This is a genomic window from Kitasatospora sp. NPDC096204 (assembly GCF_044763205.1).
GTDB lineage: Bacteria > Actinomycetota > Actinomycetes > Streptomycetales > Streptomycetaceae > Kitasatospora.
This window is the reverse complement of record NZ_JBIWFT010000007.1, coordinates 102,419-128,947: the sequence shown is the minus strand read 5'-3', so window position 1 is coordinate 128,947 and position 26,529 is coordinate 102,419. Positions and strand designations below refer to the sequence as shown.

The window sequence follows — 26,529 nt, the reverse complement described above, 5'->3', positions numbered from 1 at the left end:
GCCGGAAGATGGCGGTGATCCGTCGAGGCCGGCTACGACCGCCTCCTCGAACCCTCGCCGAGGCGGGCGCCGGGCTGATCCTCGTCGAGCCGTTCCTCCTGCCGATCCACGGCGTCGTCGAGGCCGGCGACGACCTGGACCCGAAGATCCAGACCGTGCGCAGGCTCGCCCGCCGGTACGGCGCCCAACTGCTCGCCGCCGACGGCAGGTTCGCCGAACTCGCCGTGTCGAGCGCGCCGGAGCACTGGTCCGCCGACGGCGTGCGCCCGAATCCGGCCGGTCACGCCGCGCTCGCGGCGGCCTGGCCGCGGCTGGTCGCCTGACCGGGCCGGTCCTCCGGGGGCCGCACCGCTACGCCGACAGCCGTGCCGCCACCGGGCGGTGGTCGCTGGGCGTGGCGGGGAGCGTCCAGGTGGCGGTGGCGGCGAGGCCCCGGGTGAGGACGTGGTCGATGCGGACCAGGGGGAGGGCGGCGGGCCAGCTGAAGCCGAAACCGAAGCCCAGGCCGGATTCGGAGTCGCCGCGGGCCGCGGTGAGGCGGCTGGTGAGCGGGGCGAGCGCCCGGTCGTCCGCGGCGGTGTTGAGGTCGCCCAACAGCAGGACCCGGCGCAGCGGTTCGGCGTCCAGGGCCCGGGCGAGGGCGGCGATGTCACGGTCGCGGTGGGCGGTGGCGAAGCCGGTGACGCCCGCCCGCACCGAGGCGAGGTGGGCGACGTACACGGCCAACGGCCCGCCGGGGGCGCTGACTTCGGCCCGCAGGGAACGGTTCCAGCCGGGGTCGATGACCAGCCGCCGGGACTCCGTCACCGGGTAGCGGCTCCACAGCGCGACGGTGCCGGTGCGGGCGTGGTGGGGCAGCGCTCGCTCCAGCACGTCCCGGTAGGCGGGCAGGGCCGCGTCGGTGACCTCCTCCAGCGCGACCAGGTCCGGCTTGGCGGCGAGCAGGGCGCGGGCGGTGCCGGCCGGGTCCGGGTTGGCGGCGTTCACGTTGTGGGTGACCACCGTCAGCCCCGGCCCGCCGGCCCCGCCGCCCGTCGGCGCCGGACCGCCGGCCGTCAGCACCGGCCCGAACACCACCGCCCACACCACGGCCAGCGCCCCGCCCGCGCAGGCCGCCGCCGGTGCCCGGCGCAGCGCCGCGCACAGCAGCGCCGCCACCGCCACCAGGCCGCTCCACGGCAGGGCGCTCTCCCACAGGCTGCCCAGGCCCAGGCCGAGGCCCGGTACCAGGCGGTGGCCGCCGAGGGCGAGGGCGGTCAGCAGCCCGAGCGCGGCGGGCACGCGCCCGCGCCGCCACGTCGGTACGGCCCGCCACCGGGGCGCGGCGCGCCGGGCGGGTGCGGGTGAGGGTGCGGCGGATGCGGGCGCGGGTGCGGGCGCGGGTGCGGGCTCGGCGGGTGCGGCCCGGCGCCGTCGGCCCGGCGGGTCGGCCTGGACGGGAGCGGTCACGGTGCGCCCCCTCACCCTGCGGCGTCCGGCAGCGGAGCCGGGCAGGTCCCGCCGGGCCGGGTGAGCAGCTCGAAGTGCCAGATCTCGTTGTTGTACACCTGGCACAGCCCGTACCGGGCGCCGTGCTGGATCAGCCAGTAGTCCGCGTTGGTCGGCCCGACGTCCACCGCCTTGCCGGAGACGTGCGCGGACTTCTCCGGCGTGTTGACGAACTTGCGGGCCTGCTCCACGCTCCCGTACTTGCTCACCGCCTTGTCCAGCAGCCGCTGCTGGTAGGCCTTGTTGCGCCAGCCGGAGGTGACGGTCATCTCGATGCCCTCGGCCCGGGCGTCGCCGGCCGCCCGCCGCAGGGCCTCGAGCAGTGGCCCGTCCAGGTTGCGCACGGCCGGGGCCTTGGTGTCGAAGGGGCTCAGCGTCCGGCCGTCGGGTATCTCCCCGTCCGCCTCGGCCCCGTCCGCCTCGGCCCCGGCCGCGGTGGGCTGGGCGGTGACGGTGGCCGCCAGGGAGCGCAGGACGGCCTCGGTGCGGGGCGGGTCGGCGGCGCACGCCCCGGCCAGGGCCAGCACCGCCGCCGCGGAGGCGCCCGCGGCCAGCCGCCGCCGTTTGCCCTGAGCCACCGCCGCCGCCTCGGCCCGCGTCGGGTCCGTGATCTGCGTCGGGTCCGTCGTCTGGGTCGTCCGTGTCGGGTTCATTCCCGCCTCCCGGTGTGTTCGTCCGTTGCCGGACCATTGGAGGAGACGCGGTGTTGCGAGGACGTTTGCGCAGGCCGATACGTTTTCGATACACCCCATGGGGTCCAATGAGGTGCGAACGACGACGACGGGAGAACGGCACGTGCGGGTCCTGGTGGTGGAGGACGAGATCTACCTCGCGGAGGCGGTCCAGGCCGGCCTGCGGCTGGAGGCGATCGCCTGCGACATCGTCACCGACGGCGACGCGGCGCTGGAGCGCCTGGCCGTCCACAGCTACGACGTCGTCGTCCTCGACCGCGACATCCCCGGCACCCACGGCGACGACGTCTGCCGCAGCATCGTCGAGCGCGCCCTGGGCTGCCGGGTGCTGATGCTCACCGCCGCCGCCCGCCTGAACGAGAAGGTCGCCGGTTTCGAACTCGGCGCCGACGACTACCTCACCAAGCCCTTCGACCTCGCCGAGCTCGTCGTACGGCTGCGCTCGCTGGCCCGCCGCCCCGCCCAGGCCGCCCCGCCCGTCCTGGAGCACGCCGGGCTGCGCCTGGACACCTTCCGCCGCGAGGTCTACCGGGACGGCCGCTACGTGGGGCTGTCCCGCAAGCAGTTCGCCGTCCTGGAGGTCCTGATGTCGGCACGCGGCGGCGTCATCAGCGCCGAGGACCTGCTGGAACGCGCCTGGGACGAGAACGCCGACCCCTTCACCAACGCCGTCCGCATCACCATCTCCGGCCTGCGCAAACGCCTCGGCGACCCGTGGGTGATCCACACCGTGCCGGGGGTCGGCTACCGCCTCGCCGACCCGCTCGGCGCCCCCGGCACTGCCCCCGGCGAGGGCTCCCGGTGACCGCGCGCAAGCGGCCCCACCGCCTCACCGCCCGGATGCGGCTGACCCTCAGCTACACCCTCTTCGCCGTCACCGCCGGGCTCCTCTCCCTCGCCGTCGTCTACGTCGGCATGCGCTACGTCCCCAACTACCCCCTCACCTCCTCCAACCCGCGCTACCGCTCCGATGCCCCCTCCCGCCAGGAGATCCTGCACTCCCTGCTCACCGCCAGCGGCTACGCCCTGGCCCTGCTGACCGCCGTCGGCCTGGTCGGCGGCTGGCTGATCGCCGGCCGGGTGCTGCGCCCGCTGCAGGACATCACCCGGGCCGCCCACCGCGCCGCGAGCGGGGCGCTGGAACACCGCATCGCCCTCGCCGGGCCGCGCGACGAGTTCACCGACCTCTCCGACGCCTTCGACGAGATGCTGGCGCGCCTCCAGCGCTCCTTCGAGGCCCAGCAGCGCTTCGCCGCCAACGCCTCCCACGAACTGCGCACCCCGCTGGCGATCACCCACACCCTGCTCCAGGTCGCCGCCGCCGACCCGGCCGGCCAGGACTGGCGCCTGCTCGTCACCCGCCTCCAGGACACCAACCGGCGCGCCATCGAGATCAGCGAGGCCCTGCTCCAGCTCGCCGACCTCGGCAATGCCCCGCCCGACCTCGCCCCCACCGACCTCGCCGTCACCACGGGCGAGGCGCTGGCCGCCGTCCGCGACGAGGCCGAGGCCGTCGGCATCACCCTCACCGCCGACCTGCGCCCCGCCCCGACCACCGGCAACGCGGTGCTGCTGCGCCAGGCGGCCGTCAACCTGCTGCACAACGCGCTGCGGCACAACCTGCCGGCCGGCGCCGGCGGACGGGTCACCGTCGCCACCGGGGCCGACCCCGAGCGGCCCGGGCGGATGCACCTCACCGTCGCCAACACCGGCCCGCAGCTGACGGCGGAGGCCGTGGAAACCTTCACCGAACCGTTCCTGCGCGGGCGCGGCCGCACCGCCGAGACCGACCCCTCCCGCCGCGGCCACGGCCTGGGCCTGGCCATCGTCGCCGCCGTCGCCGAGGCCCACCACGGGGAACTCCACCTGACCCCCGAACCGTCCGGCGGCCTGCGGGTGACGCTCAGCCTGCCCGGCCCGGCCGAGGAGTAGGGGCTCCCTCGAACTGCCCGACCGCTGGGGCCTTGCCGCCCGGGCCGCCCGAGCGTTGGGGCCCTGCCGCCTGGCCGGTTCGTCTGCCCGACTCTCCCGCCCGCCGCCCGGCCGCCCGGACCCGGCCGCCCGGCCCTGCCCCCGGCCGCCGGGACCCTGCCGCCTGGTCGCCCGGCCTTCTCGCCTGACCTCGCCCGGCCGGTTCGCCTGTCCGCCCCGGCCGCCTGCCTACCTTCGGACGCCTCGCCCGCCTGCCCGCCAGGCCCCCGCTGCCCGCCCGGCCGCTGGGGCCTGCTGCCCGGCCGCCCGGGCTTCTCGCCTGACCTCGCCCGGCCGCCCGGCCGCCGGGACCCTGTTGCCTGGCCAGTTCGTCTGCCCGACTCTCCCGCCTGCGGCCCGGCCGCCGGGGCCCTGCTGCCCGGGCCGCCTGCCCGCCGGGGCCCTGCTGCCCCGGCCGCCGTCCGCTGGGGCCCTGCTGCCTGGCCGGTTCGCCTGTCCGCCTCGGCCGCCCGCCGCCCGGCCGCCCGGACTCGGCCGCCCGGCCCCGCCCCTGGCCGCCGGGACCCTGCCGCCTGGTCGCCCGGCCTTCTCGCCTGACCTCGCCCGGCCGGTTCGCCTGTCCGCCTCGGCCGCCCGCCTGCCCTCGGACGCCTCGCCCGCCTGCCCGCCAGGCCCCGCCGCCCGGCCTTCCCGCCTGACCCCGCCCGGGCGCCCGGCCCCGCCCCGGCCGCCCTCGTGGTCGTAGGCGGCCGGGGGCAGGGTCAGGGGAGGTCGGGTGGGGTGAAGCCGAGGGTGGTCAGGAGGGCGACCGGGCTGCGGTAGTGGGCGGGGAGGTCCTGGTACAGGTCGAGGGCGGCGGCCCAGGAGCGGCGGGCGGCGGCCGGGCGGCCCAGGGCCTGCTGCGCGGCGGCCAGTCCGGCCAGGGAGTTGGCCCGCTGGTCGGTGAACCCGGTGACGTGCCGGCCGACGGACAGGGACCGCGCGAAGTGGCGCAGCGCCTCGTCGGGCCGTCCGGCGGCGTAGCGGGCGAGGCCGAGGACGTTGCGCAGCGAGCAGCCCAGGACGGTGTCGTGGAGGCCCAGTCCGGGTGCGAGCAGCCGTTCGGCCAGGGCCCGCGCGTCCTCGTACCGGCCGAGGAAGAGGTGGACCGAGGCCAGGCTGGTCTCGCACAGGCGGATCGTCCAGTGGTCGGCGTCCGGCCCGTCGGCGGGCAGCAGCCGCAGGGCGCCCTCGTAGTGGCGGGCGGCTTCGGCGTAGTCGCGGGAGAAGAAGTGGAGCGCGCCGAGGTTGGCCAGTACCTGGCCCTCGGCCGCCGGGTCGGCGGCCGTGCGCACCAGGGCGAGGGCCTGTTCGTAGTGCCGTCGGGCCCGGACCAGGTCGCCCACGGTGCTCCAGGCGTGGCCCTGGTCGTTGAGGGCGCGGCCCTCGGCGAGGGGGTCCGCGAGGCGCCTGGCCGCGGCCACGGCGGTGCGGCCCAGGGCCAGCCGTTCGGCGTGCAGGCCGCTGCGGTGGAGGTGGATCCACAGCAGCGCGGGGAGTTTCCAGGCGGTCTCGTCGTCCTGGTGCTCGTAGGCGTGGCCGGGGGTGGCGAGCAGGTTGTCGCGCTGCCCGTCGCACCACCGCATGGCCTCGTCCGGTCCGGCGAAGGCCGTGGTGGGCAGGCCCTCGGGCGGGGGCGGCAGCGGCACCCGGGGCCGTCCGGGTATCAGCATCCGGGCGGCGGCCGACGCCTGGTGCAGGCACCAGGCGTACCAGCGGCGCCGGGCGAGGTCGTGGGAGTGCTCGCTCTCCTGCTGCGCGGCCCGCTCGGCGGCGAACAGCCGGACCAGGTCGTGGAAGCGGTAGCGGCCGGCGGAGTGCTCGGCGAGGAGGTGGACGTTGGCGAGCCGGCGCAGGAGCCGTGCGCTCTGCGGGCCGTCCAGTCCGCCGACCGCCTGGGCGACCGGTGTCGACAGGTCGACGGCGGGGCTGGTCGCGAGCAGCCGCAGGAGGCGTCCGGCGGGCGCGTCGAGGGCGCGGTAGGACAGCGCGAACACCGTGCGCAGCCGGGTGGACGGGTCGTCGCCGTCCGCTTCGAGGACGTCCAGGCGGGTGCCCGCGGCGGCGAGTTCGGCGGCGAAGTCGGCGAGGTCGTGGTGCGGGCGGTCGCGCAGCCGGGCGACGGCGAGGCCGACGGCCAGCGGGAGGTGGCCGCAGGCGTCGAGCAGCCGGGTGACGGCGTGCTCCCGGCCCCCGACGCGTTCGGCCCCGAGCACCCGGCGCACCAGCGCCCGTCCCTCGGCGGGGCTGAAGTCCGCCAGCTCGATCCGGTGGGCGCCCTCGCGCACGACGAGCCCGGTGAGCCGGTCGCGGCTGGTCACGACGACCGCGCAGCCCCCGCTGCCGGGCAGTAGCGGGCGGACCTGCTCGGCGTCGAGCGCGTTGTCAAGGACGATCAGGACCCGGCGGCCGGCCAGGACGGAGCGGTAGAGCGAGGCCGCCTCGTCGAGCCGGCCCGGGACCTCCCCGGTCGGCACGCCGAGGGCCCGCAGGAAGGCGGCGAGGACGGCGTGCGGCTCCTGCGGGCCGGCCGGCGACCAGCCGTGCAGGTCGGCGAAGAGCTGGCCGTCGGGGAACCGGTCGCGGGCGCGCTGGGACCAGCGCACGGCCAGGGCCGACTTGCCGCCGCCGGCGATGCCGGTGATCACGGTGACGGCCGTGGGGGGTGGGGGTGAGCCGGTGGGGCCGTCGGCAGGGTCGGTGGCGGGGTCGGTGGCGGGGGTGCTGCCGGGGCCGGTCAGGTGGCGGTCCATGGTGCGCAGGTGGTCGTCGCGGCCGACGAAGGACGGCAGCTCCCAGGGGAGTTGAGCCGGGCGCGGACGGGGCGGTTGCGCGGGCGGGGCCGGCGGTTCGGACCGGTGGGGCGTGGACGGACCCGCCGCTCCCAGTAACTCGCGCTGGAGCGAGCGCAGTTCGGGGGAGGGGTCCAGGCCCAGCTCCTGGGCGAGGTGCCCGGCGTGACGGCGGTAGACCGCCAGGCCCTCGGCGTGTCGGCCGGAACGGGCCAGGGCCGTCATCAGGTGCCGCACCAGGCCGTCGCGGATCGGGAACTCGGTGACCAGGGCGGTGAGTTCGGAGACGATCCGGTCGGGCCGCCCGGCCGTCAGCTCCAGCTCGTAGAGCAGCTCCAGGGCGGACATCCGCCGCTCCTCCAGGCCGGCCGCGACCGCCGCCAGCGCCCGGCCCGGCAGCCCGTCCAGCGCCGGGCCGCGCCACAGCGCCAGCGCGCCGCGCAACCGGGCGGCCCGGTCGGCGCCCGCGGTGGCGGCGGACTCCACCAGGGCGACGAACTCCAGGGCGTCCACCCGGACTTCGGGCCCGTCGAGGAGGTAGCCGGGGCCGTCGGTGCGGATCGGCGGGGCCTGCCCCGGGCCGGGGGTGAGCGCCCGGCGCAACAGGCCGACCATGTTCCTGACCTGGCGGTCGGCCGTGGCCGGCGGCGCCTCGTCCCAGACCGCGTCGACCAGCCGGGACACCGACACCGTCCGCCCGGCATGGGCCACCAGTGCGGCCAGCAGGGCCTGTTGGCGCCGCCCGCCGACGGCGAGCACCGTGGAGTCCGGGGCCCGCACCTCCAACGCCCCCAGGATCCTGAACTCCACGCCCCGCCCCTCCGGTGGGCCGGCCGCCGTGGTGGCGCACCGGCACTGCCGCGCTTCTGCTCTTCCGCGCTTCCGCTCTTCCGTCGCGCCCGTTCGCGTCCCTGGGCGCGCTCGGTGCCGCCGCCCGACCGGCCGTACGGGCACGGACGACGGCGGGGCAAGGTCATCTTGGCCCGGGCGACGTGTCCTGTCCATGGCATGTCGTCGGGCCGCCCGTGCGTACGTCGTGATCCGGTCATGAGGAATTCGTGACGGGCCGCGGCAGGATCTCCACCAGTCCGGGCGGCACCCGCACGGCACCGCCGCGCACCCAGCGGGTGCCGCGACCGGCCGACCCCACCTCCTCGGAAGGAGACCCCGTGAGCTCCCCGCACCCGCCGAACCGCCGGCGCCCCCTGCGCCGCGCGATGGCCTCGAGCGCCGCACTGCTCACCGCCTTCACCTCGTTCGGCCTGGTCGGCGCCACCGCCGCCGCCGCGGCCCCCGTGCCGGCGCCCCCGACGGCCTTCTGCAATCCCGCCGTGGACACCGAGTGGACCGAGGTCCTCAGCAGCAAGGTCGAACCCCTCGTCACCGACTTCCTGGCGGTCAACGTCGCCGACGGCACCACCGGTCAGCGCACCGAGACCCTGACCCGGGTCGACTCCGTCACCACCACCGTCAACAACAGCACCACGATCTCGGCCTCCGCCGGCTTCCTGTTCCTCAAGGTGTCCGCCAAGGTCGGCTTCGACGTCCAGAAGACCACCTCCTCCACCACCACGAGCACCGTCTCCACCACCTGGTACCTCAACAAGCCCGGCTACTACGGCCTCTACCGCGGCACCAAGAAGGTCAGCGGCGAATGGGTGCAGTACACCTGCGCGCGCGCCACGGGCACCACCGGCTTCTGGGTGAACACCAGCCCCGGCGGCAAGGGCACCTACACCACCTACGACGTCCCCGAGCTGGGCACCGTCTCCTGCGCCTCCCCGGAGCCGGCCGGCACCGTGCGCGGGGCCGCCCGCCAGCGGCTGTCCTGCTGACCGGCTGCCCCCGCCGCCCCCGACCACCCAGCCGCGAAAGCGAGTTCACGATGCCCACGGCACTTCGCCCGGGACCGCGCCGCCGCGCCGCGCGCCCGTCCGGACGGCTCCGACGACTGACCGCGCTCGCCACCACCGCGCTCGCCGGCGCCCTGCTGCTCACCACGGCACCGGCCGCGGTGGCCGCGCCCGCCCCGGCCCCGGTCCCGGACCGGGGGAGCGACTTCGCCTGCGACGCGGGCTACTACCGCATCAAGGCCCCCGGCGACAGGCAGTACCTGACCGTCGCCCTGTCCTCCTGGAACCACGGCTCGGTCATCCAGTACCAGTGGGAGGACCAGGACAACCAGAAGTGGCAGGTTTGCCGCAAGCGCCAGGGGGACGGCAGCGAACGGGTGGTCTTCCGGGACGGCTGGCGCCACTGGTGCATGGCCGTCGACCGCGGGTTCCGCGACCCGGGAGCCTGGCTCCTCACCGTCGGCTGCGACGACGACTACGTGCCCGAGCACCAGCAGTTCTCCATGCTGAAGGTGCCGGGCACCGACCTCTTCGCCCTGCGGATCCAGCACACCAACCTGTGGTTCTCCGCGCAGTACCACGACACCAACGGGAGCCAGATCCTGCAGAACACCGTCCCCGACCTGTACACCCTCGAACTGGCCTGACACCGCCGCCCGCCATCGCCCGCCGCCGCCCGCCGCCGCCCGAAGTGCCCCGGGGCGGCGGCGACTTGCCGTCCCGGGGCACTTCGGGCCCGCCGGGCTCAGGCGGGGCCGGGAAAGCGGTCGATGTTGCGCTCCACCCAGGTGCGCAGGTGCGCCAGCGGGACGCAGGCGTCCACGCCCAGCGCGGTGAGGCTGTACTCGACCCGCGGAGGGACCTCGGCGTGGATCTCGCGGTGGACCAGGCCGTGCTCCTCCAGTCGGCGCAGGGTCTGGGTGAGGACCTTGGGGCTGACACCCTGCAGGCGGGTGCGCAGCGCGCCGAAGCGTTGCGGGCCGTCCTCCAGGGCTCCCAGGGCGAGGGCGCTCCACTTGTTGGCGAGCAGGTCGAGCATGTCGCGGCAGGGGCAGGCCGCGGCGTAGACGGACTTGGGGTCGGTGCAGTCGGGGGCGTGGGTCTTCGGCGGGTGGGTCGTCGGCGGGTGGGTTGTCGTCGCGAGGGTCGTCGTTGTGCGGGTCGTCGTCACCCGCCGATGGTACCCATCGGGTACTGCTTTGGTACCCGATGGGTACCAATGGTCCTTGCGGGTAACCACTACCTCTCGCATACCGTCGCCGACGTGCCCGGACGGCGGTGAGCCGCCCCGACGACGAGGAGACCCCTGATGCCCGCGACGACCACGATCCCCGTGACGATGCCCGCCGTCGCCTACCGCCGGAGCCTGCCGGTCGACGACCCGCAGAGCCTGCTCGACGTCGAGCTGCCCGTACCCCAGCCGGGCCCGCGCGACCTGCTGGTGCGGGTGGAGGCGGTGGCCGTCAACCCGGTGGACCACAAGGTCCGGCAGAACGCCGACCCGGGCGGAGAGCCGCGGGTGCTGGGCTGGGACGCGGCCGGCACCGTGGTCGCGGTCGGTGCGCAGGTGGAGCTGTTCGAGGTCGGCGACGAGGTGTACTACGCCGGCGCCCTGGACCGGCCCGGCGCCAACTCCCGCTACCACGCGGTGGACGAGCGCCTGGTCGGCCACAAGCCGGCCACCCTCTCCTTCGCCGGTGCCGCCGCGCTGCCGCTGACCGCGCTGACCGCCTGGGAGGGCCTCTTCGAGCGCCTCGGCCTGGGCGCGGGCGGCCCGGAGCAGGGCGGCACCCTGCTGGTGACCGCCGCGGCGGGCGGCGTCGGCTCGCTCGTCACCCAGCTCGCCCGCACCCTCACCGGCCTGACCGTGATCGGCACCGCGTCCCGCCCGGAGTCGGCCGAGTTCGCCCGCCGCATGGGCGCCGACCACGTGATCGACCACACGCTCCCGCTCGGCCCGCAACTGGCGAAGGTCGCCCCCGGCGGTCTCGACCACGTCTTCGGCACCGTCGCCACCGACCGCAACCTCACCGCCTACGCCGAGGCACTGAAGCCCTTCGGCGGCATCGTCGCCATCGACGACTTCGATTCCCTGGACATCGGTGTCCTCAAGGGCAAGAGCATCTCCTTCCACTGGGAGTTCATGTTCACCCGCTCCCTGCACGCCACCGCCGACCAGGCGGTGCAGCACCGGATCCTCGACCGGGTCGCGCGCCTGGTGGACGCGGGCGTCCTGACCACCACCGCCACCCGCGACCTCGGCCCCGTCACCGCCGCCAATCTCCGGGCAGCCCACCGCCTCCAGGAGTCCGGTGCGGCGATCGGCAAGACGACCCTGACCGGGTTCTGAGCCGATGCCCCGGCGCACCGGCCAGGTCGAGGCCCTGCTCGCCACCGGCGGCGGGGCGGTGGCGGCCCTGGCCGCCAGGGTCCTGCTGTCCGGGGTGTACCAGCACCACGGGCAGGACCCGGCCGCACTCGAAGGGGTCGACGTCGCGGTCCTGGCCGTCGGCGTCGTCACGGCAGTCCTGATCTACCGCTGGCTGCTGCGGCGGGACTGACGCCCCGGCCGCCCCGGCCGCCCCGGCCGCACCGCCCGCCCCGGCGGATCCGGTGACCACCGCACCGCCCGCCTTGGCCCGCCTCGGCGAAGGACCTCCCCACCCCGTACCTCGACGGAGCACTGAGGAACGCGGACTACGTCCACGTCGGCTCCCGGCAGGACAGCCATCCGGCGCGGTCGCCGCGGTCCGGCCGCTGCCCCGGTGCCAGGGTCTTCGACTGGTTGTCCCACCGCGGGACCATCGACCGCTTACCAAGTGCCGCTTCTCGAAGCCCGTTTGCGGGATGAACGCATCGGGCTCTACCAGCCCCGCCCGGCTGACCTGCCTGCGGAGTCCACCGACGCGGAGGCGATCACCACGTTCCTCACGGCGCACCTCGGCCGGCACCTGCTGCCCGAGGAGGAGCCACCACCGATCCCGCCTTCGCCGTAGGCGCCACTACCCGCTACGGCACGGGAAGTCGGCCGGACCGACTCCTCGCCGCGGCTCGGTGGGGGCGTCGAGGGTCCGCTCCGGTGCGGGAGGCAGGGGCCGTCGGCCTCCCGCGTTCGTGCGCGGGGCTCTTGGCCGGGGGACGGGCCGTCCCGTCAGCCGGCCGACGCGGCGCGGGAAGTCGGCCGGGCCGACTTCCCGCGCGGGGCGGTCGTCGAGGGCACGGCGCAGGCGCCGGATCTCGGCGTGGGCCTCGGCGAGTCGGCGGTGGACGTCGGGCGGCGGGGGAGGAGCGCCGGCGGTCCGGCGCAGGGCCGCGACCCACTCGGCCTCCTCCACCGGGCCCACCCCACAGGCCCGGACGAACTCGACGAGGACCCGCTCGGTGCAGTCCCGCTCACCCGCCAGCACCCCGTGCAGAGTACTGCGCGGCAGGTGGCTCACCGCGCCCCGCGCCGCGCGCTTCTCCAGCTCGCGCAGGGACGGACTTCCGGCGCGCACCCGCAACCGCCGCATGGCGACGAGCAGTTCACAGCGCTGCGTGACGTACGGCAGGGCCCGACCCGCGCCGGCCGCGGCGGGTGCGACCGGCACGGCCTTGGCCCCGCTCCCGCGCCGCCCGGGCCGGTCGGCGTCGGCACGCAGCCACAGCCGCTCGGCGGTGCGCACCGAGCCGCCGCAGGCCCGGACGTAGGCCTCGGTGACCGGCCAGGTCGGCACCGTGCGGCCCTCGTCCGCGCGGGAGAGGGTGGCGAGGGAGACGGGCCGGGCGAATCCGGCGGTCTTGCGCGCCATCTGGCTGTAGGTGAGGCCGGAACGCTCGCGCAGGGCACGCAGCCACTGGGCGAGCCTCCGGATGTCCTTGCCCCCTGCAGCCAGGACGCTGTTCAGGCGCCCCACCGGCCGCCTCCTAGCGGACCCGGCGGGCGGTGAGCGCCTCGGCCAGGCGGCGCACCAGCTCTATGCCGAGCAGCCCGGCGCCGGCCAGGGTGGCGACGGCGGTGCGGGCGGGGGTGCCGCAGGCGGTCAGGGCGGTGGTGAGGAGGAGGACGACGACCACGAGCACGGCGGCCGGGACGGGCACCGGGGCCCCCGGCGCCGTCCGGACCTCGACGCACGCCGCGTGCGCGGCCGGGGTGTACTGCTGTTCCATGCGGTCTCCGCTTCGCTGGGTTGCGGCTGTTGCCACTCGACCGGGGTCCTCGCGCGCCCGCCCGGCCTTCCAGAGCCGGGCGGGCCGGACACCCACGCACAGGGTCGCCGTGGGCCGCGGGGGCGGTCCAACGCTTTACGCCCCCGTTTCTCGCTTTGTCCCACTCGAAGTTGAGAACCCGTCGGGACGAATCCGCAGCTCACGGCCACAGGCCCGGCCAAGCCCCGGGGCCCGGGCACCCGCCGTGTCCGACCCTCCGGGCCCCTTCGGGCTTGCCGCGAGGAATGCGAAACGCCATCCTCTGTGGATATCGGCGGGGTGAGCGCCCCGCACAGGCCCCGCCCAGGGCCAGGGCCCGGGGGCGCCCGGCTCCCAAGCCCCACGTCTCACGCACGCGGTCTCCCCGGCCGTTGCCACTCGACACCACCAGGGGATCCGGCTTGCCCTGTTCCAGCAGGGCGGGCCAGGTGCGGCACCGCCGTCGCACCGGAGCACATGCACCACCGGGCCGCTCGGCCGGCTGCCGACAGCCGGTCCATCGGTCAGCCGGTCAGCCGGTCAGTCGGCCGGGCGGCCGGGCGGTCCGACGTGACCGGCAGGAGACCGCGCTCGCCGAACACCTTCTTGGCGACGAAGGTGGCGTTCAGCGCCTTCGGGAAGCCGCAGTAGGCGGCGGAGTGCAGCAGCGCCTCGACGATCTCCTGCGGCGTCAGCCCGACGTTCAGCGTGATCCTGCGAGGAACCCAGGCCGTTCACGGCCGGGAGGAATCGCGTCCGGGGTCCTTCGACGCGGAGTGCTCAGCGGCGTTCCGGAATGCTGGACGGCTGATTGTCGGAGGCGGTTGTTACGGTTTTCTTCGTGAAGGTCGTGGTGCAGGTCAAGCTGCTGCCGGACGTCGACGCGGTGGCCGCGTTGCGCTCGACCCTGCACGTGGTGAACGAGGCTGCGTGCTGGGTGTCGGGGGTGGCGTTCGAGCGCGGTGTGCCGCGTGAGTACGAGCTGCGCAAGCACACCTATGCCGAGTTGAAGGCGCGCGGGCTGGGGGCGCAGGCCGCCCAGCACACCATCAAGAAGGTCCGCGACGCCTACACCACGTTGAAGGCGAACATCCGTGCCGGGAACCTCGGCAGACCGGGCTCCAAGCGGAGGGACAAGGCCGAGTCCAAGCCGATCGCCTTTCGCCCCGAGGCGGCTCAGCCCTATGACGACCGGTGCCTGTCCTGGCAGTTGGACCGGAAGGCCGTCAGCATCTGGACAACGGCCGGACGGCTCAAGGGCGTGCGCTTCGCGTGTTCGGCCGATGCGCTGCGGATGCTGCGCGAGCACCGCAAGGGCGAGTCCGATCTGGTCGAACGCGACGGCGAGTTCTACCTGATCGCCACCTGTGACGTGCCCGAGGCGCCGCTGAACGACAACCCGGCCTCCTTCATCGGGGTGGACCTCGGCATCGCCAACATCGCCACCGCCAGCACCGGTTACCGGGCCGCCGGGCGCGGCCTGAACCGGCACCGCAAACGGCAAGCCGACCTGCGCAGGAAACTCCAGGCCAAGGGCACCAAGTCCGCCAAGCGGCTGCTCAAGAAGCGCTCCCGCAAGGAAGCCCGGCACACCGCCAACATCAACCACATCGTCTCCAAGACCGTCGTCACCACCGCTGAACGCACCGGCTGCGGTATCGCCCTGGAAGACCTCACGGGCATCCGCGACCGGGTACGGCTCCGCAAGGACCAGCGGACCACTGTGCACTCGTGGAGCTTCCACCAACTCGGCCAGTACATCGCCTACAAGGCGAAGCGGGCCGGTGTGCCGCTGGTGTACGTCGACCCGGCGTACACCAGCCAGCAGTGCTCCCAGTGCCATCACATCGACCGGAAGAACCGCGTCGATCAGGCAACGTTCGCCTGCCGGTCCTGCGGGACCGTCATGCACGCGGACGACAACGCGTCCCACAACATCGCCCGCAAAGGCGAGAGCGTGTGGACAGCGGGGCGTGAGTCACGCGTCCCAGCCACCACAACCCGGGTGGCTCAGACGTGGGAGGCCTCGCGGCAGCCAGCCGCGCCCTACCCACAAGCCCGGCCGTTCACGGCCGGGACAAGTTGACCGAGGCGTTGACGTGGACCTCCAACTGCGGCTCGCACCCGCCCAGCGAGCTGCTCCTCTCCCGTCGTCCCGACCGCCGACCACTGGCGGCGGCGACCACGGCAGAACCGTAGAACTTGGAGCACACTCCAACTCAAGCCTGACACGCTGCCCGCCTTCACAGGAAAATTTGCGGCCAGACCCCCCTGAAATGGCATCACTGCGCCCTGCCCGAGCCGAAAGATTTCCTGTGACCCCCCATCCGAAGGAGCAACACCAACACGCCACACCCCTTCGCCGACCCCCACCCGGGAAGAACCGCCGGCCACAGCCCGACCTTCCGCGCCGCACCGTTCCGGCCGGCTTCACCCGCGTGGAGTAGGAAGTCGGCGGGTCCGACCGCCGCGCCGCGCCGGTCGGCCGGGCCGTGTTCCGTTGCGGGCGGGGGCGTACGGGTGGGGAGTGGAAAGTCGATGGGTTCGACTTTCTGCGCAGTCGCGCGCCCTGACCCTTCGCCCGGAGCGCGTCTGACACCGACTGGGGCAGAGCCGCCGGCCGCAGCCGGGCCTTCCGCGCCGCGCTGTGTCAGCCGGCTTCACCTTGGGTGGAGTGGGAAGTCGGCGGGTTCGACTTTCCGTGTTGTGCTTGGGAGTTGGTGTGGCGCCGGGGGTCAGGAAGCCGGGGTGGTCGGCTTCCTGATCCCCGGGGGCTTGTGAGGGTCAGGCGAGGTGGTACTGGGTGGGGGTGGGGACCTCGACGTCGAGGGTGGTGGCGGCGTGGCGGGCCCAGTAGGGGTTGCGGAGCAGTTCGCGGCCGATCAGGACGGCGTCGGCGCGGCCTTCGGTGAGGATGGCCTGGGCCTGGGCGGGGTCGGTGATCAGGCCGACGCTGGCGACCGGCAGGTCGGTCTCGCGGCGCACGGTCTCGGCGAAGGGCACCTGGAAGCCGGGCCCGGCCTCGATGCGGGCGTCGGGGACGATGCCGCCGGTGGAGACGTCGAGCAGGTCGACGCCGTGGGCCTGGAGCTCCTTGGCGAGGCGGACGGTGTCCTGCGAGGTCCACCCCTCCCGGCCGTCCTGCGGGTTCTCGGTGATCCAGTCGGTCGCGGAGACGCGGAAGAAGACCGGCAGGTCCTCGGGCCACACCGAGCGGACGGCGTCGACGACCTCCAGCGCGAAGCGGATGCGCCCCTCGAAGGAGCCGCCGTAGCCGTCGGTGCGGTGGTTGGCCGCGGGGGAGAGGAACTGGTGGACCAGGTAGCCGTGGGCGCCGTGGACCTCGGCGACCTGGAAGCCCGCGTCGAGCGCGCGCCGGGCGGCGTCGGCGAACTGCCGGACGATCTCGCCGATCTGCTCCTGGGTCAGCTCGTCCGGCGTGGTGTGGGCGGGGGAGAAGGCCTCGGCGCTGGGGCCGACCGGGGTCCAGCCGTGCTCCTCGTCCGGGGTGACGGGCCGTCCGCGGTCGACCCAGGTGCGCTCGGTGGAGCCCTTGCGGCCGGCGTGGGCGAGCTGGATCGCCGGGACGGTGCCCTGGCTCTTCAGGAAGTCGGTGATCCGGCGGAAGGCCGTGACCTGCTCGTCGTTCCAGATGCCGAGGTCGTACGGGGTGATGCGTCCCTCGGGGCTGACCGCGGTGGCCTCGGTGATGATCAGTCCGGTGCCGCCGGCGGCGCGGGCCGCGAGGTGGGCGAAGTGCCAGTCGGTCGGGACGCCGGCCGCGTCCCCGTCCGGGGCGGCGCTGTACTGGCACATGGCCGGCATCCAGATCCGGTTGGGGACGGTCAGGGACCGCAGGGTGAACGGGTCGAAGAGGGAGGTGCTCATGTCGGACTCCCGATGGGGTCGGCGCCAATGCGAAGGGGAGAGCGTGCAACTTTTGCAGCTGCACTTACATTCGCAAACAATAATTGCGCGTGCAGACATCTGCAAGGGTGCTCCGTCAGCACGCCCTCCCGCCTGCGAGAATCAATTCCATGATCGACTCCGCAGCCACCGGCACTCCGGACTCCCCCCTCACCCCGCTCACCGTCGCCGCCGCCGCGATCATCCGGGACGGCCGACTCCTGGTCGTCAGCAAGCAGGCCGCCCCCGAGGTCTTCTACCTTCCCGGCGGCAAGCCCGACCCCGGCGAGGACGCCCTCCAGGCGCTGGCCCGCGAACTGGGCGAGGAACTCGGCGCGGCCCCGGTCGACCCCCGCCACCTCACCGACATCCGCGCCACCGCCGCCCTCGAAGGCGTGCCCATGCTGATGACCGTCTTCACCGCCACCCTGGACCGCGAACCCGTCCCCGCCGCCGAACTCGCCGACCTGCGCTGGACCGACGGCCGCGACGACACCCTGCGCCTGGCTCCCGCCGTCCGCGACCACCTCCTGCCGCTGCTGCGCGAACGCGGCGACCTGGCCTGACGGGGCGATCCGGCCTGACGGGGCGTCGTGGCGGGGCCCGGGGGTGACGGAAAACCCGTTGGCCCCGGCCCGTCGGGCCCGCGATACTCGCCCACCGGCGCCGCCCCAACCGCTGTGAATTCGGCGGCCGGGTAAGGGAGTCGGCGCCCCGGGACGCCGGACGGCGCCGCCCGGGAGGACCGGGCGGCGCCGTCGATGCCGTACGCGCGGGCCGTACGTGGGGCCGTACGCGGGCCGTAAGTGGGCCGTCAGCGTGCCGTCTGTGGGACGCGCTGGCTCGGGACGGCGCCCCGGGCGGCGCGCGGCGCATCCCCGGCGCCGGAAGCACCGGCGGCGGCAGCCGCGGGGGAGGCGCCGAGGGCGGTGCCCCGGGTCTCCTCGGCCCACATGACGCAGACCAGCAGTCCGACGGCCGTCGTCCCGGCCGCGATCAGCATGGTCGGGCCGGTGCCCAGCCCGGTCAGCGACAGCGGCAGCAGGTAGGTGCCGACGGCCGCGCCGATCCGGCTGACCGAGGTGGCGACGCCCACCGCGGTGGCCCGGATCTCGGTCGGGAACAGCTCGTTGGGGTACGTCCAGTCGAGCACGTTCGGCCCGCCGCACAGGAAGGCGTACGCGCACAGCGCCAGCAGCGCGACGGCGGCCGGGGCGGTGGGCCACACGCCCAGCAGCGCCAGCGGGACGGTCATCAGCGCGAAGGACCAGATGATGACGGGCCGGCGCCCGCGGGTGTCGATCAGGCGCAGCGCCGGGTAGCAGCCGAGCAGGAAGACCAGGCTGATCATGCCGGTGCCGAGGGTCTCCATCACGGTGCCGCCGGGCATGCCGAAGGAGGAGAGGATCTGCGGGCCGAAGGTGAGCATCGCGAACAGCGGGCCGACCTGGCACAGGAAGAACAGGCCGCAGAACAGGGTGCGGCGCCGGTAGGGCTGGGTCATCAGCAGGCGCAGTCCGGCGGGGCGGCCGCGCTCGGCCGGGTCGGGCATCAGCTCCCGGCCGTCCACGCGCACGCCCAGGTGCTTCTCGACCACGCGCACCGCGTCACCGACCCGCCCGTTGGCGGCCAGCCAGCGCGGCGACTCCGGGGAGCCGCGCCGGATCACCAGGAACACCACGCACAGCACCGTGGAGCTCGCCAGCATCCACCGCCAGCTGCCCGGCCCGGCCAGCTCCAGGAAGAGGTAGCCCACCACGTAGGCGAGCACGGAGCCGGCGTACCAGGCGATGATCTGCTGGCCGAGCAGCCGGCCGCGGTGCTTGGCGGGCAGCCACTCGGCGAGCAGCGAGGTGGCGATGGGGTAGTCGGCGGCCACGGCCATGCCGAGCACGAAGCGCAGCACGGCGATCGCCCACACCGCGTCCACCCAGAAGGAGAGCACCGAGCAGGCGACCATCACGAGCAGGTCGGCGGTGTACATCACCTCCCGGCCGATCTTGTCGGTCAGCACGCCGAAGAGCGCGCCGCCGACGAACATTCCGACCAGGGCGGCGGCGCCGATCAGGCTGACCTCGGCGGTGGACAGCCCGAGGTCCGGGCGCATCCCGATCAGGGCGACGCCGACGATGCTCAGGATGTAGCCGTCGAGCAGGGGTCCGCCGGAACAGGCGAGGGCCAGCCTGCGGTGGAACGCGGTATACGGGGCGTTGTCGATGGTCTGGGACATGTGCTTGGGGTCCTCCGGAGCGTACGGCGCGCAACCGCGCACCGTGCGCCGGGTAGACGGCAGGGGAAGACGCCGCCCACCTCGGACGGCGCCATCGCCCGGTCACAACGGGCGACCGTCCACGGTTGCCCGGCCGTCGTGGGGCCGCCACCGGGTCGAAGGTCGAGGGGATTCACGACCAAGGTCCCGAAGCGGACAGGGCCTTCGCCCGTGCCGGATCGCCGCCCGCCCAGTCCTGCCGGGACGAGGCGCCGTCGCGCGCCCCGAACGCGCACCGGGCGTGACCCTCGTCACCCGAAGCCCCCAACAGGCCTGGGAATGTGGCCCATTGCACACCCGGGCGGTTCCCGTCCGTACGGAAGCGACCCCGCTGCGTCACCCCCGGGGCGCTCGCGCGCGCCCCGCCGTCAGCTCCCCGTCAGCTCCAGGTCGGGACGTGAGCCCGAGCCGGGCGAGGCCCGAGTCCAGCGCCGCCTCCAGGTGGTCGATGGAGCCGGTGGTCATGAGGATCAGCACCCCGCCCTGGATCCCGGCCAGCAGCGCCGCCGCCTCCCGCTCGGCGTCCAGCCCGGCGGCGGCCACCCCGCCGGCCTGCAGGTGGCGCACGCCCGCGGCGAGCCGGCGCTGCCACTGCCCCAGCAGCTCGGCGGCCACCGTGCGGCCCGCGCCGGTGGCGGTGCCCAGCTGGGACAGCGCCACGTGCAGCGGGCAGCCGACGCCCTGGGCGCGGTAGCGGGCGAGGACCTTGTCGCGCCACTGCCACCAGGCCTCCCGGGTGGTGAGGGCGCCCAGTTCCGGCTGCTGGTCGTCGAGGATCCGGGCCGCCTCGAAGCGGGCCACGGCCAGCAGCAGCTCGTCCTTCCCGCCGGGGAAGTAGTGGAACAGCTGGCTCTTGCTGGTGGCGGTGCGGGCCATCACGTCCTCCAGGCGCAGCGCGAACACGCCTTCCGCGCGGATCTCCCGCGCGGCGCCCTCGATGATGCGCTGCCTGGTCGCGGCGCCCTTGCGGGTCGGCGGGACGTGCTCCTCCGGCGTGTTCACGGCGTTCACGGTGTTCACGGCGTTCGCGGCGTTCACGACCGCGCTCGCGAGGGCGTTCACGGCAGCAGGACCAGCTTGCCGGTGGTGCGCCGGGACTCCAGGTCCGCGTGCGCCCGGGCGGCCTCGGCCAGCGGGTAGCGGCCGGTGACCCGCGGGGTGAGCCCGCCCGCCAGGACGAGGTCGAACAGCTCGCCGGCGCGCCGTACCAGCGCCTCGCGGGTGGGGACGTGGTGGTGCACCACCGGGTACGTCAGCAGGATGCTGTTCGGCAGGTCGGTGGGCCGCAGCTCGGGCACGCCCATGAAGGGGCCGTAGTAGGCGTGCACCCCGTGCGGGCGCAGGGCCAGCTGGGAGGAGCGGAAGGTGTCGGCGCCGCCGCCGTCGTAGACGACGTCGGCCCCGCGCCCGCCGGTCAGCTCCCTGATCCGGTCCTCGAAGCCGCCGCCGGAGTGGACCAGCACGTGGTCGGCGCCGGCCTCCTTCGCGACGGCGGCCTTCTCCTCGCGGGAGACCAGGCCGATGACGTCGCCGCCGCGCGCCTTGACCAGCTGGGTGAGCAGCCGCCCGACGCCGCCCGCCGCCGCGTGCACCACCGCGGTGTCGCCCGGGGCGATCGGGTAGGTCTCGGTGCTCAGGTGGCTCGCGGTCAGGCCCTGCATCAGCAGGCCGCCCGCGACCTCGTCCGGCACCCCGTCGGGCACCGTGACCAGCGAGTCGGCCGGGACGGCGAGCAACTCGGCGTAGCTGCCCGGGTGGTAGAACCAGGCCACCCGTTCGCCGACGGCCAGGCCGTCCACCCCCGGGCCGAGGGCGGCGACGTACCCCATGCCCTCGGCGCCGAGCACCGCCGGCGCCGCCCAGCCCGGGCCGCCCTCGGCGCGGGCGCCGACGTCCATGTAGTTGACGCCGGCGGCGCCCAGGCGCACCAGCGCCTCGCCCGGGCCGGGGACCGGGTCCGGCAGCTCGGTCCAGCGCATGACCTCGGGGCCGCCGTGCTCCTCGATCCGGATCGCGTGCATGGGCTGACACCTTTCTGTACGGGCTCGTCCGCAGGAGTCCGAGAGGGGAGAAGGGGGGTGAACAGCACCGTAGGCAGCCGAAAATGGACCCACAAGTCCAGAAATCCGTACGGTGACGGGCAGTTGCCCGTCACCCCGCCGCCAGCGGCACGGCGACGTCCGCGACGTGCTCCTCCGGCCCGGCGGTCGCCCAGTTCGGGTAGTACACCTCCCGGTTGGGCCCGCCCCGCCCGTACCCGCGGGCGGCGACCCAGGCGCCCACCGCGTCGTGGGCGGCGGCCATCGCGGCGAAGCCCCGCCGGGGCAGGGCGGTGTACGCCTCGCGGTGCGCGGGCTCGATGCGCACCCCGAACGGGCCGTGCGGGCCGACGGCGTTCGGGGTGGGGGCGCAGACCTCGACCAGGGCGTCGCAGTCCTCGCCCACCAGGCCGTGGAACACCGCGAACAGCGGCCCGGACAGGCACGCGTCGACCTCCCGCAGCCGCCCGAGCAGCGACTCGCCGGCCTCGGAGAGGAAGCCGGGCAGTGCGGCGGCGTCCACGTGCCGCCGGACGAACAGGACGTGCTGCTCGGGCACGTCGCGCTCGGCGATCTCGAACATGGCGGTGCTCCTTCCGGTCAGAACCTCTCGGGCGTAGCCCACCGCCTCCCGGCGGGCCGCGTGCTCGGACTCCCGCTCCCGCCAGTACGCCAGCAGCGCCCGCTCGGCCGCTCCCGCGCCCGCGCCCTCGCCCGCGCCCTCGTCGGCGCCCGCGCCCGGGCCCTCGTCGGCGTCGCCGTCGCCGTCGCCGTCGACGTCCAGCACCGACGGGATCCGCGCCAGCGGCAGCCCGGCGGCGCGCAGCAGCGCGATGCGCCGGGCCCGCTCGACCTGCGCCGGGCCGTAGCGGCGCACCCCGGTGCGCGGGTCGACCAGGGCGGGCGGCAACAGCCCCCGCGCGCCGTAGAGCCGCAGGGCCTTGAGGCTGAGCCTGGTCCTGGCGGCGAGTTCGCCGATGGTGATCATGTCCTCCTGCACGCCCGCCACTGTGCCCCCTGCCCCAGGGGCAGGGGCAAACGGGCAGGGTTGGACCCGCGCCCCCTTCGTGGCGGTACGTCAGCTTTCCCGCCGGATCCGGCAGCCTGTTCGCGGCGCCGAGCGGGACGGTTCACCGGGCCGTGGACCACAGGTCGTCCGTGCACGGTTGACTTCCCGCGCCCGGGAGGAACCGCCCCGGGCCGCACCGTCCGCGGGCGAACGGCGACACACCCGGCGCCCCACACACCCGGCGCCCCGCACGCCGCCGCAAGCGCCCCAGCCCGCCGCCGCACGAGGAGGACCCCGCATGCCACCCCCACCCGCACCCGCCCGCACGGACGCCCGCACCCGCCGCACCCGCACCCGCACCCGCCGCGCCCTGGGCACGCTCGCCCTGGCCACCGCCCTGGCCGCCGGCCTGCCCGGCCTCGCCACCCCCGCCTGGGCCACCCCCGCCCCCGCCCCAACGACGGCGCCCGCCCCGGCTCCCACGACGGCCGGCACCCGGCCCCACGCCACCGACCCCGGCCCGGTCCTGGACCGCCCCGGGGAGTCCGTGGTCACCCGCCGCGAGGTCACCCCCATCGCCCCCGGCCTGACCATGACCGCCTTCGACCGCCTCGCCGCCGCCGGCTGGATCCGCGGCAAGGTCCTCGTCGCCGACCTGGACACCGAGGGCCTGAGCGTCGACTACCTGTCCTCCGGCAAGGTGACCACCCGCCGGACCGTCACCGACCTGGCCCGCGGCGCCGGAGCCGTCGCCGCGATCAACGGCGACTACTTCGATATGAACGCCTCCGAAGCCCCCCTCGGCGTCGGCGTCTCCCGCCAGGACGGCCTCATCCACGCCCCCGTCGAGGGCTGGAACCAGGCCGTCACCGTCGGCACCGACGGCCTCGCCCGGATGGCCCAGGTCTTCCTGGAGGGCCACGCGAACCTGCCCGGCGGCCGCCGGCTGACCCTCGACGGCGTCAACACCCACGGCCTGCCCGCCGACGGCGTCGGAGTCTTCACCCCCGCCTGGGGCGACGCCACCCGCACCCACGTCGCCGACGGCTCCACCGACGTCGCCGAGGTCGAACTGCGCGACGGCAAGGTCACCGCCGTACGGGACCGACTCGGCGCCGCCGTCCCCGAGGGCGCCACCGTCCTGGTCGGCCGCGAGGCCGGCGCCCGCGCCCTGCGCGACCTCAGGCCCGGCGACCAGGTCACCGTCGGCTACCGCCCCCGCGCCTCCTTCGGCGAGGTCGCCGTCGCCGTCGGCGGCCACCAGGTCCTCGTCGCCGACGGCGTCGCCCAGCGCTCCGGCGAGAACGACGCCAACCAGCCCAACGCCCGCACCGCCGTCGGCTTCTCCGCCGACAACCGGCGCCTGTACCTCGTCACCATCGACGGCCGCCAGGCCGACAGCCCCGGCATCAACCTCCCCGACCTCGCCGTCCTGATGCGCGACATGGGCGCCCACAACGCGCTCAACATGGACGGCGGCGGCTCCGCCGCCATGGCCGCCCGCCTGCCCGGCACCCAGCAGGCCGGCACCGTCAGCCACCCCTCCGACAACGGCGGGGAACGCGCCGTCGCCAACGGCCTCGGCCTGTTCTCCACCCCCGGCACCGGCACCACCAAGGGCTTCCGGCTGCGCCCGGCCGAACCCGTCGACACCGCCACCCGCCTCTTCCCCGGCCTGCGCCGCACCGTGCGCGCCCTGCCCCACGACGAGGCCTACGGCGCCGTCACCACCCCCGTGCCCGCCACCACCTGGTCCACCGCCACCAGCGACCGGATCGGCGTCGAGGGCCACGGCCTGGACGCCGTCGTCACCGGCCGCGCCCCCGGCCCCGCCGAGGTCGCCGTCACCGCCCGGGGCGCCCGGCAGTCCGCGCTGGCACTGACCGTGCTCGGCCCGGCCGTGCGCATCACCGCCGGCGACGAGCCGATCGCCCTCGACAGCGCCGGCGCCACCGCCCGCCTCACCGTCACCGGCCACGACTCCCTCGGCCACACCGCCCCCGTCGAGGCCGCCGACGTCAAGGTCACCGGCGGCGACGGCATCGTCGAGACGAGCACCGCCCCCGACGGCACCATCGCCCTCAAGGCCCTCACCGACGGAAAGTCCGCCACCCTCAAGCTGGCCGTCGGCCCGCTCGAGAGCGCCGTCGCCGTCACCGTCGGCATGACCGAGAAGCCCGTCACCGACTTCTCCGACGCCGCCGCCTGGAAGTCCGGCAACGACCGCGCCCCCGGCGGCTCGGTGGCCCCCGCCCCCGGCCCCGACGGCGCCCACGGCCTGCGCCTGGCCTACGACTTCACCCACTCCACCGGCACCCGCGGCCAGTACGCCGTCGCCCCCGACGCCATCGTGCTCCCCGGCCAGCCCCGCGCCCTCACCCTGTGGATCGAGGGCGACGGCAACGGCGCCTGGCCGCGCATCCAGTACCGCACCGCCGCCGGCGTCACCGCCAACCTCGACGCCCCGACGGTCACCTGGACCGGCTGGCGCAAGGTCGAGTTCCCCGTCCCCGCCGGCGTCCAGTACCCGCTCACCTTCCAGCGCTTCCGCCTGATGGAGACCAGCGCCGCCCGCTCCTACACCGGCGCCCTCACCCTCGCCGACCTGCGCGTCAAGGTCGCCCCCGACGTCGAACTGCCCGCCCGGCCACGCGTCACCGACCCCGTCGTGCTCACCCACGGCACCGTCGACCACCGCCCGCTGCGCGTCGCCGTCATGTCCGACGCCCAGTTCGTCGCCCGCGACCCCGACAGCGACATCGTCCGGGCCGCCCGCCGCACCCTGCGCGACATCGCCGCCGCCCAACCCGAACTGCTCGTCATCGACGGCGACTTCGTCGACGAGGCCACCCCCGCCGACTTCGCCCTCGCCCGCACCCTCCTCGACGAGTTCGACCAGCTCACCGGCCACAGCATCCCCTGGCACTACGTGCCCGGCAACCACGAGGTCATGGGCCCCGGCACCATCGACAACTTCAAGGCCGCCTTCGGCGACACCACCCAGGTCTTCGACGTCAAGGGCACCCGCTTCGTCACCCTCGACAGCTCCCTCGGCACCCTGCGCGCCGGCGGCTTCGACCAGATCGCCACCCTGCGCTCCGCCCTCGACGGCGCCGCCCAGGACCCGTCCGTCACCGGCCTGCTGCTCTTCGAACACCACCCCACCCGCGACCCCCTGCCCGACCAGGGCAGCCGACTCGGCGACCGCAAGGAAGCCGCCCTCATCGAACAGTGGCTCGCCGACCTCCGCACCCGCGGCAAGTCCGCCGCCATGGTCACCGGCCACGTCGGCGCCTTCCACGCCCAGAGCATCGACGGCGTCCCGCACCTGATCAACGGCAACTCCGGCAAGGGCCCCGCCGCCGAACCCGACCGCGGCGGCTTCACCGGCTGGACGATGCTCGGCATCGACCCCGCCGCCGGCCGCGTCACCGACCCCTACGCCCCCGCCGACGACGCCACCGCCTGGCTACGCGCCGAAGTCCACGCCCGCGCCGACACCGTCGGCCTCAAGGCCCCCACCGCGCTCGGCCTGCTCGAAACCGCCCCCGTGACCGCCACCTTCACCCAGGACGGCGAACGCACCGTACCCGTCGCCTGGCCCGTCACCGCCCAGTGGGGCGGCGCCGACGTCCACATCGGCACCGCCGCGAGCGCCCCGCGCACCGCCGTCGCCGCCTACGACCCCGCCACCGGCGCCCTGACCGGGCTGCGCCCCGGCACCGGGACGCTGAGCGTCACCGTCGGCGGGGTGAAGGCCGAACAGCCGCTCACCGTCGGCCCGGTGACCGCCTGCACCACCACCGTGCGCGGCAGGCACTCCTCGCTCGCCGTCACCTCGGGCGTCACCTGCCTCCAGGGCGCGAGCATCGACGGCCCGGTCCTGGTCCGGCCCGGCGCGTCCCTGGTGGCCGTCGACTCCACCGTGGGCGGCCCGCTGTCCGCCCGCGGCGCGGGCACCCTGCTGCTGAGCGACACCACCGTGGGCGGCCCGGTCGCCGTCAGCGGCACCACCGGCGCCACGGCGCTCCTGCGCACCACGGTCGCCGGCCCGCTGCACCTCGCCCTCAACCGGGGCGCCACCCTGCTGGCCGGCACCACCGTGCGCGGCCCGCTGGACTGCTCCGGCAACACCCCCGCCCCGGTCGACGGCGGCCTCGCCGACACCGTCGGCGGACCGAAGGGCGGCCAGTGCGCCGAACTGTGACGAACCGTCGGCAATGACCGCAGGCCCGGACCGTCCACGGTCCGGGCCTGCGGGCCGCTGATGGCCGGAGTTGAGCGTGATTCCTATGATGGTCAGTCAGTAAGTCGTTATGCCGGTGCCATGATCCTCGGAGTGT

The 26,529-nt window shown here is 75.2% G+C and carries 22 protein-coding genes and 1 pseudogene; 11 read left to right on the top strand and 12 right to left on the bottom strand.

What is annotated here, in order from left to right; all coding sequences use genetic code 11:
* Positions 1-14: 14 nt before the first annotated feature.
* Positions 15-323: a hypothetical protein gene (locus ACIQ87_RS09880; protein ID WP_402404193.1), complete on the top strand. Its 309-nt coding sequence runs from the start codon at positions 15-17 to the stop codon at positions 321-323.
* A 28-nt stretch (positions 324-351) separates the two neighbouring features.
* Here the strand turns inward: ACIQ87_RS09880 and ACIQ87_RS09875 are convergent, their stop codons facing one another.
* Together ACIQ87_RS09875 and ACIQ87_RS09870 are read right to left on the bottom strand one after the other, a co-directional pair.
* Positions 352-1,449, bottom strand: a complete 1,098-nt coding sequence (locus ACIQ87_RS09875) for an endonuclease/exonuclease/phosphatase family protein (RefSeq protein WP_402404190.1) — start codon at positions 1,447-1,449, stop codon at positions 352-354.
* Between the two features lie 11 nt (positions 1,450-1,460).
* Complete coding sequence (locus ACIQ87_RS09870; RefSeq protein WP_402404187.1) at positions 1,461-2,141, bottom strand: M15 family metallopeptidase; 681 nt, start codon at positions 2,139-2,141, stop codon at positions 1,461-1,463.
* 142 nt (positions 2,142-2,283) lie between these two features.
* Between ACIQ87_RS09870 and ACIQ87_RS09865 the strand changes: the two genes are divergently transcribed.
* Positions 2,284-2,985 carry a response regulator transcription factor gene (locus tag ACIQ87_RS09865; protein ID WP_402404545.1) on the top strand — a complete coding sequence of 234 codons (702 nt, stop codon included), beginning with the start codon at positions 2,284-2,286 and terminating at the stop codon, positions 2,983-2,985.
* The gene (locus ACIQ87_RS09860; protein ID WP_402404184.1) at positions 2,982-4,112 is read left to right on the top strand and encodes a sensor histidine kinase; all 1,131 of its coding nucleotides are present in this window, start codon (positions 2,982-2,984) and stop codon (positions 4,110-4,112) included. Before ACIQ87_RS09865 ends, ACIQ87_RS09860 begins: the two co-directional genes overlap by 4 nt.
* Positions 4,113-4,873: 761 nt before the next feature.
* Here the strand turns inward: ACIQ87_RS09860 and ACIQ87_RS09855 are convergent.
* Positions 4,874-7,753, bottom strand: a complete 2,880-nt coding sequence (locus tag ACIQ87_RS09855) for an AfsR/SARP family transcriptional regulator (protein ID WP_402404181.1) — start codon at positions 7,751-7,753, stop codon at positions 4,874-4,876.
* Between the two features lie 359 nt (positions 7,754-8,112).
* Here ACIQ87_RS09855 and ACIQ87_RS09850 point away from each other — a divergent pair, with 359 nt between their 5' ends.
* Both ACIQ87_RS09850 and ACIQ87_RS09845 read left to right on the top strand, forming a co-directional pair.
* On the top strand, positions 8,113-8,778 hold the full coding sequence (locus ACIQ87_RS09850) for a hypothetical protein (RefSeq protein WP_402404178.1): 666 nt from the start codon (positions 8,113-8,115) through the stop codon (positions 8,776-8,778).
* A gap of 50 nt (positions 8,779-8,828) precedes the next feature.
* Positions 8,829-9,443, top strand: coding sequence for an RICIN domain-containing protein (locus ACIQ87_RS09845; protein ID WP_402404175.1), 615 nt, complete (start codon positions 8,829-8,831; stop codon positions 9,441-9,443).
* A 98-nt stretch (positions 9,444-9,541) separates the two neighbouring features.
* Here the strand turns inward: ACIQ87_RS09845 and ACIQ87_RS09840 are convergent, their stop codons facing one another.
* Complete coding sequence (locus ACIQ87_RS09840; protein WP_402404173.1) at positions 9,542-9,967, bottom strand: winged helix-turn-helix transcriptional regulator; 426 nt, start codon at positions 9,965-9,967, stop codon at positions 9,542-9,544.
* Between the two features lie 138 nt (positions 9,968-10,105).
* Here ACIQ87_RS09840 and ACIQ87_RS09835 point away from each other — a divergent pair, with 138 nt between their 5' ends.
* From ACIQ87_RS09835 to ACIQ87_RS09825, 3 genes are all read left to right on the top strand, one after another.
* Positions 10,106-11,146: a zinc-binding alcohol dehydrogenase family protein gene (locus ACIQ87_RS09835; RefSeq protein ID WP_402404170.1), complete on the top strand. Its 1,041-nt coding sequence runs from the start codon at positions 10,106-10,108 to the stop codon at positions 11,144-11,146.
* 4 nt (positions 11,147-11,150) lie between these two features.
* The gene (locus ACIQ87_RS09830; protein WP_402404167.1) at positions 11,151-11,357 is read left to right on the top strand and encodes a hypothetical protein; all 207 of its coding nucleotides are present in this window, start codon (positions 11,151-11,153) and stop codon (positions 11,355-11,357) included.
* 279 nt (positions 11,358-11,636) lie between these two features.
* Complete coding sequence (locus ACIQ87_RS09825) at positions 11,637-11,792, top strand: hypothetical protein (protein ID WP_402404165.1); 156 nt, start codon at positions 11,637-11,639, stop codon at positions 11,790-11,792.
* A gap of 6 nt (positions 11,793-11,798) precedes the next feature.
* Here ACIQ87_RS09825 and ACIQ87_RS09820 read toward each other — a convergent pair whose 3' ends face one another.
* The 3 genes and pseudogenes from ACIQ87_RS09820 to ACIQ87_RS09810 form a co-directional block, all read right to left on the bottom strand.
* Positions 11,799-12,692 (bottom strand): helix-turn-helix domain-containing protein, encoded by an 894-nt coding sequence (locus ACIQ87_RS09820; protein ID WP_402404163.1) that lies wholly within the window; start codon positions 12,690-12,692, stop codon positions 11,799-11,801.
* 10 nt (positions 12,693-12,702) lie between these two features.
* Positions 12,703-12,945: a hypothetical protein gene (locus ACIQ87_RS09815; protein WP_402404160.1), complete on the bottom strand. Its 243-nt coding sequence runs from the start codon at positions 12,943-12,945 to the stop codon at positions 12,703-12,705.
* Positions 12,946-13,487: 542 nt separating this feature from the next.
* Positions 13,488-13,670, bottom strand: a pseudogene (locus tag ACIQ87_RS09810) (carboxymuconolactone decarboxylase family protein); the annotation flags it as partial.
* 134 nt (positions 13,671-13,804) lie between these two features.
* Here ACIQ87_RS09810 and ACIQ87_RS09805 point away from each other — a divergent pair.
* Complete coding sequence (locus ACIQ87_RS09805; protein ID WP_402404158.1) at positions 13,805-15,049, top strand: RNA-guided endonuclease InsQ/TnpB family protein; 1,245 nt, start codon at positions 13,805-13,807, stop codon at positions 15,047-15,049.
* 698 nt (positions 15,050-15,747) lie between these two features.
* On the opposite strand, the gene ACIQ87_RS09800 is transcribed toward ACIQ87_RS09805, so the two are convergent.
* Positions 15,748-16,851: an NADH:flavin oxidoreductase/NADH oxidase gene (locus ACIQ87_RS09800; RefSeq protein ID WP_402404155.1), complete on the bottom strand. Its 1,104-nt coding sequence runs from the start codon at positions 16,849-16,851 to the stop codon at positions 15,748-15,750.
* 149 nt (positions 16,852-17,000) lie between these two features.
* Between ACIQ87_RS09800 and ACIQ87_RS09795 the strand changes: the two genes are divergently transcribed.
* Positions 17,001-17,435, top strand: a complete 435-nt coding sequence (locus tag ACIQ87_RS09795) for an NUDIX domain-containing protein (protein ID WP_402404152.1) — start codon at positions 17,001-17,003, stop codon at positions 17,433-17,435.
* 248 nt (positions 17,436-17,683) lie between these two features.
* On the opposite strand, the gene ACIQ87_RS09790 is transcribed toward ACIQ87_RS09795, so the two are convergent.
* From ACIQ87_RS09790 to ACIQ87_RS09775, 4 genes are all read right to left on the bottom strand, one after another.
* Complete coding sequence (locus tag ACIQ87_RS09790) at positions 17,684-19,099, bottom strand: MFS transporter (RefSeq protein WP_402404149.1); 1,416 nt, start codon at positions 19,097-19,099, stop codon at positions 17,684-17,686.
* Positions 19,100-19,474: 375 nt separating this feature from the next.
* On the bottom strand, positions 19,475-20,140 hold the full coding sequence (locus ACIQ87_RS09785; RefSeq protein WP_402404542.1) for a TetR/AcrR family transcriptional regulator: 666 nt from the start codon (positions 20,138-20,140) through the stop codon (positions 19,475-19,477).
* 56 nt (positions 20,141-20,196) lie between these two features.
* The gene (locus ACIQ87_RS09780) at positions 20,197-21,159 is read right to left on the bottom strand and encodes a quinone oxidoreductase family protein (protein ID WP_402404147.1); all 963 of its coding nucleotides are present in this window, start codon (positions 21,157-21,159) and stop codon (positions 20,197-20,199) included.
* 130 nt (positions 21,160-21,289) lie between these two features.
* Entirely contained in the window at positions 21,290-22,177 is an 888-nt protein-coding gene (locus ACIQ87_RS09775; RefSeq protein ID WP_402404144.1) for a MerR family transcriptional regulator, read from the bottom strand.
* 307 nt (positions 22,178-22,484) lie between these two features.
* Here ACIQ87_RS09775 and ACIQ87_RS09770 point away from each other — a divergent pair, with 307 nt between their 5' ends.
* Positions 22,485-26,393 carry a phosphodiester glycosidase family protein gene (locus tag ACIQ87_RS09770; protein ID WP_402404141.1) on the top strand — a complete coding sequence of 1,303 codons (3,909 nt, stop codon included), beginning with the start codon at positions 22,485-22,487 and terminating at the stop codon, positions 26,391-26,393.
* Positions 26,394-26,529: the final 136 nt, after the last annotated feature.

Coding starts and splice junctions, on each gene's coding strand:
- ACIQ87_RS09870 (WP_402404187.1), bottom strand. CDS start 2,141: ATGAACCCGACACGGACGACCCAGACGACGGACCCGACGCAGATCACG.
- ACIQ87_RS09845 (WP_402404175.1), top strand. CDS start 8,829: ATGCCCACGGCACTTCGCCCGGGACCGCGCCGCCGCGCCGCGCGCCCG.
- ACIQ87_RS09835 (WP_402404170.1), top strand. CDS start 10,106: ATGCCCGCGACGACCACGATCCCCGTGACGATGCCCGCCGTCGCCTAC.
- ACIQ87_RS09830 (WP_402404167.1), top strand. CDS start 11,151: ATGCCCCGGCGCACCGGCCAGGTCGAGGCCCTGCTCGCCACCGGCGGC.
- ACIQ87_RS09815 (WP_402404160.1), bottom strand. CDS start 12,945: ATGGAACAGCAGTACACCCCGGCCGCGCACGCGGCGTGCGTCGAGGTC.
- ACIQ87_RS09800 (WP_402404155.1), bottom strand. CDS start 16,851: ATGAGCACCTCCCTCTTCGACCCGTTCACCCTGCGGTCCCTGACCGTC.
- ACIQ87_RS09795 (WP_402404152.1), top strand. CDS start 17,001: ATGATCGACTCCGCAGCCACCGGCACTCCGGACTCCCCCCTCACCCCG.
- ACIQ87_RS09790 (WP_402404149.1), bottom strand. CDS start 19,099: ATGTCCCAGACCATCGACAACGCCCCGTATACCGCGTTCCACCGCAGG.
- ACIQ87_RS09780 (WP_402404147.1), bottom strand. CDS start 21,159: ATGCACGCGATCCGGATCGAGGAGCACGGCGGCCCCGAGGTCATGCGC.
- ACIQ87_RS09770 (WP_402404141.1), top strand. CDS start 22,485: ATGCCACCCCCACCCGCACCCGCCCGCACGGACGCCCGCACCCGCCGC.